This window comes from Paraburkholderia sp. Cy-641 (genome assembly GCF_011752945.1).
Classification (GTDB): domain Bacteria; phylum Pseudomonadota; class Gammaproteobacteria; order Burkholderiales; family Burkholderiaceae; genus Paraburkholderia.
This window is the reverse complement of record NZ_VWWM01000060.1, coordinates 15,083-27,783: the sequence shown is the minus strand read 5'-3', so window position 1 is coordinate 27,783 and position 12,701 is coordinate 15,083. Positions and strand designations below refer to the sequence as shown.

The 12,701-nt window shown below is 58.6% G+C and carries 9 protein-coding genes; 2 read left to right on the top strand and 7 right to left on the bottom strand.

Translation table 11 applies throughout. The annotated features are described in order from the left end of the window. Positions 1-80 precede the first annotated feature (80 nt). The 3 genes from F3J20_RS25940 to F3J20_RS25930 form a co-directional block, all read right to left on the bottom strand. Complete coding sequence (locus F3J20_RS25940; protein WP_275691485.1) at positions 81-614, bottom strand: Lrp/AsnC family transcriptional regulator; 534 nt, start codon at positions 612-614, stop codon at positions 81-83. Positions 615-920: 306 nt separating this feature from the next. Next, entirely contained in the window at positions 921-2,699 is a 1,779-nt protein-coding gene (ilvB, locus tag F3J20_RS25935) for a biosynthetic-type acetolactate synthase large subunit (RefSeq protein ID WP_167285054.1), read from the bottom strand. 389 nt (positions 2,700-3,088) lie between these two features. After that, positions 3,089-4,636: an acetolactate synthase large subunit gene (locus F3J20_RS25930; protein WP_167037052.1), complete on the bottom strand. Its 1,548-nt coding sequence runs from the start codon at positions 4,634-4,636 to the stop codon at positions 3,089-3,091. A 137-nt stretch (positions 4,637-4,773) separates the two neighbouring features. Between F3J20_RS25930 and F3J20_RS25925 the strand changes: the two genes are divergently transcribed. Beyond that, positions 4,774-5,742 carry a LysR family transcriptional regulator gene (locus F3J20_RS25925; protein ID WP_167037055.1) on the top strand — a complete coding sequence of 323 codons (969 nt, stop codon included), beginning with the start codon at positions 4,774-4,776 and terminating at the stop codon, positions 5,740-5,742. A gap of 175 nt (positions 5,743-5,917) precedes the next feature. Here the strand turns inward: F3J20_RS25925 and F3J20_RS25920 are convergent, their stop codons facing one another. Then, entirely contained in the window at positions 5,918-7,129 is a 1,212-nt protein-coding gene (locus F3J20_RS25920; RefSeq protein WP_167037058.1) for an NAD(P)/FAD-dependent oxidoreductase, read from the bottom strand. 545 nt (positions 7,130-7,674) lie between these two features. On the opposite strand from F3J20_RS25920, the gene F3J20_RS25915 reads away from it, so the two are divergent. Further along, positions 7,675-8,943 (top strand): hypothetical protein, encoded by a 1,269-nt coding sequence (locus tag F3J20_RS25915; RefSeq protein WP_167037061.1) that lies wholly within the window; start codon positions 7,675-7,677, stop codon positions 8,941-8,943. A gap of 333 nt (positions 8,944-9,276) precedes the next feature. On the opposite strand, the gene F3J20_RS25910 is transcribed toward F3J20_RS25915, so the two are convergent. From F3J20_RS25910 to F3J20_RS25900, 3 genes are all read right to left on the bottom strand, one after another. Continuing rightward, positions 9,277-10,194 carry an alpha/beta hydrolase gene (locus tag F3J20_RS25910; RefSeq protein WP_240162909.1) on the bottom strand — a complete coding sequence of 306 codons (918 nt, stop codon included), beginning with the start codon at positions 10,192-10,194 and terminating at the stop codon, positions 9,277-9,279. Between the two features lie 648 nt (positions 10,195-10,842). Next, positions 10,843-11,295, bottom strand: a complete 453-nt coding sequence (locus F3J20_RS25905; RefSeq protein ID WP_167285033.1) for a hypothetical protein — start codon at positions 11,293-11,295, stop codon at positions 10,843-10,845. After that, a complete protein-coding gene (locus F3J20_RS25900) occupies positions 11,295-12,695 on the bottom strand; it encodes a phosphatase PAP2 family protein (RefSeq protein WP_167037067.1) in 1,401 nt (466 codons plus the stop codon). The genes F3J20_RS25905 and F3J20_RS25900 overlap by 1 nt, the downstream gene beginning before the upstream one ends. Positions 12,696-12,701: the final 6 nt, after the last annotated feature.

Genomic DNA, 12,701 nt, shown 5'->3' with positions numbered 1-12,701 from the left:
AAGGATCGTATTCCCACTGCCATAGTCTATCAAACGATACTGCAACGCTTTCCGGCTCCGCTGCAGATCTCAAGAAAAGACTAGAAACTCTGGTGGTTCGATACCGGCAATGCGGTCGAATACATGACCTGCTTTAAGGCAAAGCTCGACCGAATGTTTCGAATATTAGGTAGCCGCGATATCTCATCGATGATCAAGCGCTCCAATGCCTGAGTGTCCCGGACCAGCACACGCAGGAGGTAGTCCGCGTCTCCGGACATCAAGTAGCATTCCATCACGTTTGGTATCGCAACTACCGCCCGTTCGAATTCATCGAGCCCGTCACGACGCTGATTTTCCAGGCTTAAATGAATGAAGACATTCACATTCAGTCCCAGACTCGCGGGATCGAGCAGCGTCACACGCTGCCGGATTACGCCATGACGCTCTAGCGCTCGAACACGAGTCAGACACGGCGACGGCGAGAGGTTCACGCGGGCAGCTAACTCGACGTTAGTCAAACGTGCGTCGCGCTGTAGTTCCGCCAGAATCTTCTGATCAATTGCATCAAGTTGCATATGCACCCTATGAGACACCATTCGGACGAAAACTGGCCGGCATTCGGCGAAGTTCATTGCGCATCCAGGCAGCACGTCCGTCTGCTTGCGAGTTTCAGCTGCGTTCGGCAAGGACTGCAAGAACGTGTCAGCGCCGCAAGGAGTGACTTTCCACTCACCTGCGTATTTCATTCTAGTGTTTGGCGTTGTCCAAACTTGCAGACGATTTAACAGAACTCCGAAGGAGTGAGCTATTCGGCTCAGGCATACCTAAGGCACACATTACCGAGGGAGCAAAGAGAAGCGCGACAGTCCTAAATCCGCCGCGTCCGGGGAAATGCGTGATCGGCGCACTGCAACTGGCGATCGACGTACTTTTCAACGCTATCGACTGGCCGGGATGCGTCTGTCGTGTACCACGTCACCCGACTCCATGAGCATATCCGACAATCCCGCTCCCGCTGGCACCATCGGCCATACGTTCTCGGTCGGATCCGTAATGAAGTCCATAAAGACGGTTCGGTCCTTCATAGCCATCGATTCACGCAAAACCGGTTCGACGTCGCTCGGCCGCTCGACCCGGAATCCGACATGGCCGTAAGCGCGCGCAAGCGCTACAAAGTCAGGAAGCGCGTCAAGATACGATTGCGCGTACCGTCCCTCGTAGTACACGTGCTGGAGTTGCTTTACCATTCCAAGGTAACCGTTGTTCAAAGAGGCTACCTTTACGTTCAAACCATATTGCTTGCAGGTCGACAGCTCCTGGATGCACATCTGTATCGATCCATCTCCCGTTACGGCCACAACATCGCTCTCCGGGAAGGCTCGCTTCACACCCATCGCATAAGGGAGACCAACTCCCATGGTTCCAAGCCCGCCAGAATTAATCCAGCGTCTGGACTTGTCGAAGCCGTAAAGCTGCGCGGCCCACATTTGATGCTGACCGACGTCCGAGCACAGAAACGCGTCGCCTCCGGTGACTTCCCAAAGTTTCTCTATAACGTACTGCGGTTTGATAATCTTCGGGCCCTGTTCAAAGGCAAGACAACGCCTCGAACGCCACGTCTCCACCTGTTTCCACCATGAATCGCGCGACGTCCGGTTTACCGGCTGCCGGGTCAGAAGCTCATTGAGCGTGCGCAGGACACACTTCACGTCCCCGACGATTGGAACATCAACCTTGACTCGTTTGTCGATACTCGCCGGGTCGATATCCACATGAATGATCGTCCGCTCACCTTTAGCAAAGTCTTCCGTATTGCCGATGACGCGGTCGTCGAAGCGAGTTCCCAATGCGATCAGCACATCGCAATGCTCCATCGCCATGTTTGCCTCGTAGGTCCCATGCATCCCCGGCATGCCAACGTAGCGCCGGTCGGTTGCGGGGAAAACACCAAGCCCCATGAGCGTGGTCGTTACAGGCGCGTCTACGAGTTCAGAGAGTATGCGCAACTCCGCCTCGGCCTGCGCCGCGACGGCACCGCCACCTACATAGATGTACGGTCTGCGGGCAGAAGCAATGGCCTTAGCCGCCCGCCCAATTTGGGCCGCATGGCCCTCGGTAGCCGGCCTATACGAGCGAATCGAGACAGACTCGGGATAGACAAACGCCCCTTGCGCCAGCAGGATATCCTTCGGAATGTCGACCACGACGGGCCCTGGCCGTCCTGTTCTCGCGATGTAGAACGCCTTCTTCATCACCAGCGGAAGCTGATTCACATCCCGAACCAGAAAGTTATGCTTAACGATAGAACGGGTGATACCGACCGTGTCACACTCTTGGAATGCATCCTGCCCGATTGAGTCCGTAGGCACATTTGCGGAGACAACGACAATCGGGATCGAATCGAAGTAAGCGGTTGCGATTCCAGTCACCGCGTTTGTCACCCCCGGACCGGACGTGACAAGCGCAACCCCGACTCTCCCGGTTGCGCGAGAGAAACCATCCGCGGCATGAACCGCTGCCTGCTCGTGCCTAACAAGCAGATGGTCGATCCCGGTCGTCTCCTCGAGCGCATCATAGATCGGCAGCACCGCGCCTCCGGGGTATCCCCACACTGTATCTACCCCCTCAGCGACTAGCGCTCGAACGACCATTTTCGCGCCCGAAATGACGACGCTCTCCTCCCCTTCCGGCTTGCTTGCCTCTTCGATAAACTCCATTTCTGCTGATGCGATTTTCAAGGTGTACTCCCCTACGTAAACGACGTCACTTGAGCGTTGCTGGTCGAACAGGTTTCTCCTGAGTCGAGCGAGCAGTCGACCGGATCTGCACAGTCGCAAGCGACTGCCTCCGAAGGCCGAAGCGGCCACGAAATATCCGGAAGTTCTGGTAATCCTAGCGCAGCTGCTGCGCTCAGAAATTCCGAATTTCGTCTTCCCGGACGGCATTTTCAGCACAAACCACTGCTCATTGGGTATGTGGATTAGCACTTGTGCCGCACACTCGCGCAGCCGCACATCAAGTCTGTCCTTCGATAGCGGCAAAGCCGGCCGTAACCGACACAGACATCATTAGCCTGCCGCCAGGAAGAGGGAGTGCGAGAACCGCGTTAGATCAGCGCCTCGATCAGTCGAGGACCTCGTTTCCGCATTGCGTCCGCGAATGCATCTTCAAATGCGCGGGGTGAATCTACGCTTACCGCTTCAACACCCATACCGGTTGCGAGCCTCACCCAATCCAGTGAAGGGTTTTGCAAATCAAACATCGAAGCTGCAAGCGCCCCCTCGTTCGTTGCGCCCACTCGCTTGAGTTCGTTGCTGAGAATCTTGTAGCCACGGTTTGCGTAAATGACCGTAGTAACGTCGACCTTCTCCCGCGCCTGCGTCCAAAGCGACTGGAGGATGTACATCGCGCTGCCGTCGCCCTGAAGCGTTACGACTTTTCGGTCAGGGCACGCTATACCCGCACCTGTCGACACGGCCATCATGCTGCCGATCGCACCGCCTGTCAGATTCAGATAGTCGTGAGGCAACGCTGACGCGGTAACGCCGTAGTGCATAAACCCGGACGACAGTGACTCGTCTGCAACGATTGCGTTTTCCGGCAGATGCTTGGCCACAGCCTGCATAATCGCCTGCGCATCAAGCACATTTGCATTCTTGACGCCGATCGGCTTACGTTCCAGCACGCGTGCTGTTTCGTTGTGCGCGCCCAAGGCATGCAGAAGCGCCTCGAGTGAGGCGGGACCATCCTCGTGGGGATGCGCGAGTACCGCAAGCTGGCATCCGGCAGGCGTCAGCCAGCTCGGCTTGTCCAGATATGCAAAGAAACTGACGGGGGGTGGCGCTCCAACGAGAATCATTTGCTCCGTACCAGCAAGAACGTCGACAACTTGCTCAGCAAAGTACGGAAGACGTTCGAGCTCAATTCGTCCGGCACCGCGCTGCAGACGCGGGAAGAACGTGTCACACATAATTCGGCATCCGGTCTGCGCCGCGATCTTGCCAAGTGCTCGAAGCCCGCGATCCTGAAGAGCCTCGCCTCTGGTCAGTATTACTGTCTTCTTTCCGTTACGAAGCAGACGCGCAGCATGATCCACTGCGTTTTGAGTTGCCAATTGTCGAACCGGAGCAGGCAACGGCGGAGCGACGAAATCCGCTTCTTCCCACGCAGTATCAGCCGGAAGAATCAGCGTCGCAATTTGCCCCGCTCCTGAGCGCGCAGCGTGAACCGCGCGCGCGGCGTCGGCACCGGCCGTGCGCGAACTCGATGACGAATGTACCCAGTGGGAGACCGGCCTCGCGAAACCGATCACGTCTGATGACAGCGGCGCGTCATAACGGGCATGGGTCGCTGCATGGTCGCCGACGATATTGACGATCGGAGTCGACGCCTTACGCGCGTTGTGCAAGTTTGCCAGGCCATTTGCAAGACCGGGACCGAGATGCAGAAGCGTGCACGCCGGTTTTCCGGCCATGCGGCCGTATCCATCCGCAGCGCCTGTCACCACGCCCTCGTACAGACCAAGTACAGGATGCATGCCCTCCACTGCGTCGAGAGCTGCCACGAAGTGCATCTCAGAAGTGCCAGGATTAGCAAAGCAAACATCCACTCCGCTGGCAATGAGCGAACGCAAAAGACTTTCAGCACCATTCATATCTACTTACCCCTTGATTATCCTCGGATCTGACGGCCTACGCTGGGCGACGAAAGTGTCGCGGCGTAGTCATGGCCGGATCGTATCGACCGGGGTAAGATATAAAAATATAGTCCTACTACAATCATCTTTGTATCATGCGCAAGAATCTGGAAAACGGCGTCTTCCACGCGATGAACGCCTTTATTCGCGTGGTGCATTCCGGAAGCTTTACGGCGGCTGCAGCGCAACTGGATGTTACGACGCCGCAAATCTCGCGACTGGTTACCGAACTCGAATCGCGGCTTCAGACCAAGCTCCTGCAACGCACTACTCGCAAGCTGGTGCTTACCAGTGCGGGTGAAAAGTACTTCAAACAGGCAGAGCTGATCATGGAACTCCTGGCCGAGGCCGAGCAGATGGCTGCGGGCGCTGCGGCTCAGCCGGCGGGGCGCCTGCGCGTTCTATGCATGGCAAGCTTCGGAAATCGATATGTTGTACCGTTGGTGACGAAGTACTCCGCGCGACACCCGCTGGTGTCGATTGAATACAGTACTTCGCAGTACATGCCGGACCTGCTCTCGGAAGGTATCGACGTTAGCGTCTATCTTTCCCAGCATCTGCCCGACTCGGGCTTGATCGCCCAGCGCCTCGGCACGATCTCTGCGGTCCTGTGCGCCTCTCCAAAGTATCTGGCGACTCATGGGGTGCCCGAACATCCGCGAGACCTCGTCAATCACGCGTGCCTGCGCCTGGTCAATCCATCGCTCACCACTCACTGGAAGCTTATCAATGGAAGCGAATCATTCACCATTGATCCTGTTGGACCGATTATTGGTGATCTCCCAGAGCCCGTTGTTCACGCTGCCATTCACGGCCTCGGGATCGCTTTGCTCATGAGCCACAACATCGTGGATGCGCTGCGCAGAGGCACATTGGTACACGTTCTTCCTCAGTGGAAATCGCCTGAGATTGGAATCTATCTACTCTTTCCATCGAGAAAGTTCGTCGACGCAAAGACCCGGGAGTGGGCAGAACTTCTGAAAACCGAAATTCCGATCCTGCTTGAAAAGGATGCCGAACATATGAGCCAGGTGATGCAGTCAAACGGAACCCGTACTCAGTAATTTTTCTCCGACGTTCTATTTTTCTGGAGAACTTCTCCACAGAATTGCGATTTCGCTCTCTATTTCTCCGAGAGTCGCTCACACAAGGCACCAACCCAGACCCGTGCCGCCTTACTGAGGCACAGAGAAAAAAGCGATCCACACCCGGATCGCTTTTTTCATGCCGGATGAGCCGTTATGCCACGACAATGCGGCGGGGATCAGCGAGGGCAAGCGCCTCTGCACGATCCGCGCTGGGCGGGTAGATCCACTCCGTATTGATCTTGGTCTTCAGGGCTTTGGCTTCGGCGCCAACCAGTTTGACCTCACGTTCCCAGCCCTCGGTGTACACCGCTCCCCATGGGCCCAGGTCCAGGCACGTCACGTACTTGGGCTGGCTATACGGAATCGATGGCTCGCCAAGCAGATCGGCCGCTACGTTGTGGCCGGCGGAGCGACCCAGATTCATGGCGTGCTGGCAGGACATCTTCGCGTAATTGCCGTCGTCGTCCGTGGCGGCATAGGCGCAGTCGCCGGTGGCAAACACCCCGTCCAGGCCCTTGACCTTCAGGTTGCGGTCCACGTGCAGGCGACCGAAGTTGTCGCGTTCGGCGGGGATTTGCTGAGTCAGTTCGCTGGCTCGCGCTCCGGCGGTCCAGATCACCGTGCCGGCATCGATGCGTTCGCCGTTTTCCAGCGTGACGCCCGTGGCGTCGACAGCCGCAACACTCGAGCCCAACTTCCACGTCACGCCCAGTTCGGTCAACGCCTCAATGATTACCGGACGCGGACCGGGGCCCAGATCGGGACCGACTTCGGCGTTGCGCTCGACCATGATTACCGTGACCGCCTCATCCGCGCCCAAGACTTCACGCAGACGCGCGGGCATTTCCGCCGCGGTCTCGATTCCCGTGAAACCGGCCCCAGCCACCACGACCGTATTGCGAGCCACGCTGGCCGGACGCTCGGCCAGACTGTGCAAGTGGGTTTCAAGCACAGCCGCGTCGGCGATCTGATCGACGTTGAAGGCATGTTCTTTCAGGCCGGAAATGGGCGGGCAGAATAGACGGCTGCCGGCGGCTAGCACGAGGCGGTCATAACGGATGGTGTGATGCGAAGTGTCGGCCCCCACGCCGATGACGTTGACCTCTTGCCTGGCAACGTCGATGTTCTGCACTTTGCCCTGAACGAACTGGACGCCGACGGCTTTGAAAATCTCTTGCAGCGGCGCCTTCATTCCCAGCGGATTTTGCTCATACAGACGCGGGCGGACATGAAGTTCAGGCTCGGGCGCGACCAGCGTGATCTCTACGTCGGTACGTCCGACCTGATCGAGCAAGCGGGCCGAAGCCAGCGCGCTCCACATACCGGCGAAGCCGGCTCCAATAACAAGAATGCGTTGCGACATCTGTCGTGCTCCTGAGAAGAGTCTGCGGTGCGGGTGACCGAGAACCCGCATGGCACAAAGGTCCCAGCCATCAGGACGACATGTTCATTACCATGCCGTTAACTTAGACTATATCAGTCGCAGTTAAGGCATGCAACTGCCCGTGATCGGCTTGCCAGGGCTTCCGCGCGAAGCCCCTTACAAATAGAGAGCAGACGATCCCGCTCTCACTGAACAGGTACAAAAATGTCTTTCACCTCAATTACATCAAATTTTAGGTGAATAACCTTCAGATGCCGTTCAAACGTCCGCGAAATTCCCCCCCGGAGCCTGTCGGCAATTCGGCCTGGACGACAGTCGCATAAGACTCCGCGAGCCGGCAATGACGGACCCACTTTGCGTTGATCCTCTCCGGTTCGGGTCAGCTAGAAATATCGGGTTCCGTGAAGGTTGAGCGCCGGATAGCCTGCTTCGTCTATCAAACACAAAGTTCGTCTGGTGCACGACCGCGTTACGCCGGATCACTAGAGTGTCGTTGTGCAATGCATCGGGATCGGGATACAGCCATGAAAAGCGTGCTAACGAGATTCATCGCCTCCACCAGCGGGAGCACCCCGCCATCGGACGGCGTTCAGGAGAATCAGGACGCAGTCCGAAACAGAGTGAAAGACCGTTCCATGTCCGGGCCGCTGGCAAGTCTCTCCGGTCTTCGCAATCTGCCGACAGGTAATACGAAGACGGCTAATCGAACCAGGCTGGTGGGTGCAGACCAGGCGACGCAAAGTCCGAACCTGCCGGTGGAGTTGCTTCGTGAAATCGTCGAGAACGGTGACTCCGCAACACGAGACGCGATACGCTTTGCCAACCGTCGACTCAATGATATTGCCGAGGTTTATACCGACAGCCGCAGAATCACAGACCGCGAGCACCTCAGAAACGTTCGGGATGCGATGAACAATGGGCGTTATCCGCATACCACACACCTCGATGCGAGTGGCCTGGATATTCAGCCACCGGTGTGGACCAAGCTCAAGCCGTTTTCCAAACTTGGGACGCTACCGGCGTTCGGCATGGCCGAGAAGCTCGACGTGCAGGAAAATTCTGCTCTCGGCAGTATCGGGCTCAGGCAACTGTTGGGCAAGGGTAAAAAGATTCGCGAACTGAATGCATCCGGCACTCGCTCAGGCGACGCTGGAGCAATGAAGATTGCGAAGCTCCCTCTGTTGCAGAAGCTGATGTTTTGCAACGAAAACCTTACCCTGACCGGCGTAAAAGCGCTCGCTGCCGCCCCACAGCTGGTGGAACTCGATCTTAGCGATAGTCACGGTATCGATGACGACTGCGCGGCAGCGCTGGCCGAGAATAAGAATCTGCGAGAGTTGCTGTTGAACGGTTGCAGCATCAGTAATCTCGGCGTACAGGAACTGATGAAGAACCGTGCATTGCGAAAACTCGGCCTTGCGGAGAGCGAGCTCGACGAAAATGGATTTGCCATGCTGGCGGAGCATCCCTCGCTGGAGGAGCTTGATGTCAGCAATTCGCTGGAATCCAGCGACGCCTGTGCGATCGCGCTATCGCTCAACCCACGACTGAAAGTACTGGCGATGAGTCACGCGAATATTCAGGCCGACGGCGCCATCGCGCTGTCAGGAATGTCGGGGCTGAGCAAGGTCACCCTTTCGTCCAATATGATCGACGATCGTGGAGCACGTGCGCTGGCAGCGAACACGCAACTTCGCTACATCGATCTGCGGAACAATCCGAAAATCAGCGAGAAGGCGAAGCGCGAGATTAATGAGCAAGCCGAGACATCGGGGCGGACGATTCTGTTCTGAGTGTGGGCTGGTTCTGGTTGCGACAGGCACGATTAGAGATTTACCGTGTGCGTGTGATAAACACGGCCGCGCAGCACGACACCCTGCCAATGAATTGCTCAAAGGACGGCGCGGTGTCGCGCACCTCCGGCATCACGATGAGACACGGCCGGAATCCGCAAAAAAACTCCGCCGGATTCCGGCCCAACACTTTGACTTCAAGGTGAAGTTATTGGCCAAATCGATGCCCTTCCGCGCGTCAATATGACGCTGGTGGGACTAGCGCTGAGAGCAATAGCGATGCCTTGACCCGCCGAACCCCAGGCTGATGAGTTCGGCAAAAGGCCCATTCAACTAGACATGCTTGCAAAACCAGTCGATCTGCCTGGCAACGCTGCTTTCGAAGTGTTGCCCATCGTACATGTCGTAGTGGCCGGCAGTTTGCTCGACGTGAAGCTGCTTCGTGGTCGCCGCAACTGCGTCAAAAAGCTCGATACCGTGATTCGGCGGATTCACACCATCTTCGCCGGCGATAACAACTAGCACCGGACATGTAACGCGCACGGCATAGTCCTTTGGCTTGTAGTTCAATATCTCACGAACGGTCAGGAAGGGAATCTTGATATCCATTGCTGGATAGTTCTTCCGGTTCTCCTCGAAAAATGTTTTCGATTGCGGGTCTGTGAGTACTTTCGTAATCGGGACAAACATTTCCCTGCCGGTGCTCTGTTTCTTCTCGTGCATCCGTTCGAGCGTCGCAACGAATGCCTGCTTTTCGGCTTCGGTCATATTGCGAGTCGTCGCTTGTTCGCCGTCAGCAAAGCCAAGCTGACTAACAACGGCCTTGATGGACGGATCACTTGCGGCTGCGGCAAGCACATGGCCGCCGCCGAGCGACGTCCCCCACAGCCCGACGCGCTCGGCGTCGACATAAGGCAGTTCCCTGACAAACGCGATAACAGTACGGATATCCTCAATCTGCATCGCCGGGATAAGCCGGCCCTGTTCTCCCCCACTCGCGCCAAAGCCGCGATAGTCGAACGTAACAGCCGCATAGCCGGCGCGGGCAAAAGCTTCGGCAAATTTTGGAAGCAGCAACTCCTGGATGCCGCAAAACCCATGACACAAGATGACGACGGGTGCGGGAGTCTGCGTGTCGGGCCGACGTACGGTCACTGCAATGTCGTTAGCCGCTCGATATGAAGTAGTTTCCATATAACCTGGAAGTAGATAATGAAATAGACCAAAGCCGGAATCGTTCATGTCCGTCATGTGCGATCACATGCGAATTTCGCATTGTCGCACGTTGCCGATATAACAGCATTGACGATGACCAGATCACATTCCGCACATGTCATTTCGTGGCGGTTTTCGGGCAATTGAAATAGGAAACATGCACGCACGGTCGTCGACAAACGTGACGTCTATAAAGCCGGAGCATTCGAGTTATTCGCGGGTTAGAGCATGCGTACGGAAAGTACTCCATTCAGCATCGATCGCCGATGAAAGAAGTAATACCGGTTGCGGCATCAGGTAGACCGGCCCCTGATCTGTGCGGCGCTTGACCCTGAGCATGCCCCCAACGAGCAACGGCACATCGCCGTTTCGAACGTCTGGCTCAAGGATGGAAACCTCTCCCTGGCAAAGTCCGACATGCGTCGTCCCTGGCCAGCAGTGCGGTCCCGCGCATCAATGCTCATGTCCGAATCCGACCAGAATACGCACGCCTTTGCTTTAAAGTTCAGGCATGCGCCTCGGCCCAGACACCTGCTACCAGACGATGCTCTCGCGAGACCGCCGTTTCGACGGCTGGTTGACACGATCACGCGACGATGCACAGTTTGTCTCGTTGCAACCACGTACGAAACCGGCCGCGACCCAAGCATCGCACGCGCGTACTCGTGCCGGATTGCCTGCGAATCAGAATCCCTTTGCAACAAGAGCAACACCAACCGCAAGCCACTGTATGCCAGCCACAACCACACTCGCCCGCAGCAGCCCGACCGCGCCTTGCACCCGCTCTCCCAGCAAACGGCCTGCCTTCGCCGGAGCGATCCAGCCAAGTTCCAGCATGGCGTGATCCAATCCGCTCAGGATCGCGTCGAGGTCCGCGTCCGGCACCGCGGTTTGCTCTGCCAACGCCGCGAACAACCGGCGGTCGATCCCGATACGTATCGCGTACCACAGCGCCGCGATCCCCGACCCCGTGCTGACAACGGCCAGCAGCACGCGCACCGTCGCCGCCGGCGGCCATCCCGATGCGACCCACCAGCCCGCACCCGCCGCGCACAGCGCCGCCGCGACCGCCCACACGCCCGCATCGAGCGCGCCACGCGCGGCGGCAATCCGGAACGCCGAGGACAGGTCGCGCATCACGCCGCCCCCATCGCGCGCCGGAGATCGATCCAGTCCTGCAGCACGGCCACCCCGTCGTCCGACCATACGGCATGCGAATGAACGGCGCGCACCGCCACCAGCGCGTCGCGAGCATCGTGCAAACCGCGCCGCAGCGCGAGCCATGCAGCCGCGCACAGCACACTGCGGCCATAGCCGAGCGCGCAGCAGACAAGCACGTCGCGGCCTTCGCCATGCAGCCTTTCGAGCGCCGCGACTGCCTGCTGCAATTGCCGCGCGGTCGGGGCGACGAGATCGAGTTGCGGCGCGGCCGCATACGCGAGCGATGCGTCGGCCGCGACCCAGCCCGGCATCTCGGCCGTCAAATCGACGAGTCCTGTCAAGCCGCGCCGCCGCGCCTCGCGCGTCGTCGGCGTTCGGCCGATCGACACACGCTCGTCGATCCGCACCGGGGCCGGTTGCCGGAATGTCCACAGCCGCGAATTGACGAACGCGCCGGCAATCGTCGGCGCCAGCAGCCAGCGGATGAAAACCGGGAAACGCCCCCGCGCGTCCTTCTGGAACGCACCCGGCGCGCCGCGCCAATAAATCCATGCGACACAGGCGAGCGCCAGCGCAACCCACCCCGCGACCAAGGCCCAGCCCGGCGCACGCGGCACACAGACCATCGCAATCACAGCGACGAGGATTGCCGCAAGCGCATAGCGGCGCGCGAGCTTGCGGCTCGCCCTGTGCCGCCGGACCTCGGCCTCGGGCAGCCGGCCTGCGGCATCGCGCAGAGGAAACAGGAACAGCGCGAGGCAGCCGACGGCCGCACCGGTCGGCACGTCGATCGCGTGATGCTGATAGGTCGTCAGCACCGACACGCCGATCGCCAGGAACCACAGATGTAGCGCGCAACGCGCAAGCCTGCCGCGCAGATGCCTGGCGTAGACGGCCCACAGCACGACAAGCAGACCGATATGCAACGACGGCGCCTGGTTGTACGGCTTGTCGAAGCCCATCAGCAGCGTGAACAGCGCGCCGGCCAGGCCGCCCGCGTCGGGCCGCTCGAAACCGAAGCGCAACGGCCACGCGATAAAGCACGCGACGGAGATCAGTTGCACGGTCAGCAGCCGCTTGACGTGATCGAACAGATCGTCGCGGCGTGTCCAGAAGAAGAACGACAGCGCATACAGCAGGTCGATCGACCAGTACGGCACGATCGTCCAGGGTACGAATGGAATCGCGTGTTCCCAGCCGAACGCGAAGGTCGGCACCGACGCGCGGCGCGCGGCCAGCCAGTTCGCGAAACCGTACGTGGAAAAGAACACCGCGCCCATCGCCGCCAGCCAGCCGAGGCGCAACGCGAATGACGCGTCGCGCGGGCGGCTGGCTTGCGCGACGAGACCGCTTGCGTCGCCGCCGAGTTCGCTCATGATGCA